Annotated in this window: 1 protein-coding gene; it reads left to right on the forward strand. The window is 65.4% G+C overall.

Annotated features, from left to right (window positions below; translation table 11 throughout):
* Positions 1-1,451 (forward strand): MMPL family transporter (locus tag PMI37_RS03325; protein WP_008078038.1); only part of this gene is annotated, 1,451 nt, incomplete at both ends.

Consider the following 1,451-nt stretch of genomic DNA (forward strand, 5'->3'; position numbering starts at 1 on the left):
CCACCGGCAATGCCTTCGACATGACCCTGCCGTTGCAAGTGGCGGCTCTGCTCCAGCACAGCCGTGAACAGGCGGCCAAAGCCGACGTGCAACTGCTCGCTGCCAGTGGCCTGCTGTACGCCGCCAATGGTCAGCAACAAGCGACTCGCGAGATGACCTGGGTCGGAGGCGGCGCCACCGTCGGCATTCTGTTGCTGCTTTTGCTCGCCTTCCGCCGTTGGCGCGTGCTGCTGGCCTTCGTGCCGGTGCTGGTCGGCATGTTGTTCGGCGCAGTCGCTTGCGTGGCGTTGTTTGGTCATATGCACGTGATGACGCTGGTGCTCGGTTCAAGCCTGATCGGCGTGGCGGTGGATTACCCGCTGCACTATCTGTCGAAGAGCTGGAGCCTGAAACCCTGGCGCAGCTGGCCGGCGCTGCGCCTGACCTGGGTGGGCCTGACGCTGAGCCTGATCACCAGCGCCATCGGCTACCTGGCGCTGGCCTGGACGCCGTTCCCGGCACTGACGCAGATTGCCGTGTTCTCCGCTGCCGGGCTGCTCGGCGCCTACCTGTCGGCGGTGTGCCTGCTGCCGGCACTGCTGAACAATCTCGAACTGCGCCCGGCGCAATGGCCGCTGCGCCTGGCCGAACGCCTGGTGACGCTGCGCGAAAAACTTCTCGAACATGTGCGTACGCCGGTGCTGCTGGCGTTGTTGATCGCCTTCTGCGCCGGCGGTCTGGTGCAGTTGCAAAGCAAAAACGACATCCGCCAATGGGTCGGTGCACCGCAGCACCTGACCGATGAAGCACAGACCATCGCGCGGATTACCGGCTATCAGCCGACCAGCCAGTTCTTCCTCGTGCGCGCGGCCAACCAGCAACAACTGCTGGAGCGTCAGGCTGCGCTGAGCGAGCGTCTGGAACAGTTGGTCAACCTCGACAAGTTGCAGGGTTATCTGGCCCTCGATCAACTGGTCAGCCCGCCGAGCCAACAGGAGCAAGTGCGCGCCGCGCTGAACAAACTGCCGCAATACTGGCAACCGCTGCTCGACCTCGGCGTGCCGCTCGCGGCGCTGCAAACCGAGCTGCAACAGTTGCAGACGGTGCCCGCCGAAGACATCGACGCCGCACTGGCCGGGCCGCTCGGCGAGCCTTATCGCACCCTCTGGCTTGGCGCGACCGAAGACGGCGTGGCGGCGATGACCAGCCTGCAAGGCTTGAACAACCCGGCCTTGCTGCGGGTGCAGGCGCTGGATTTGCCGGGAGTGATGCTGGTCGATCGGCTCGGCGAACTGAATGAAGTCTTCGCCGCGACACAGATCAGCGCTGCCGAACTGAAACTCGCCTCCTGCGTGCTGATCGTGCTGGTGTTGATCCTGCCGTTCGGCCTCGGTGGCGCGTTGCGCATCGTCGCGCTGCCGCTGCTTGCGGCGCTGTGCAGCCTCGCCAGCCTCGGCTGGCTCGGCCAGCCG

Origin of the sequence: Pseudomonas sp. GM80 (genome assembly GCF_000282515.1) — a bacterium.
In the GTDB taxonomy this organism is placed as follows: domain Bacteria; phylum Pseudomonadota; class Gammaproteobacteria; order Pseudomonadales; family Pseudomonadaceae; genus Aquipseudomonas.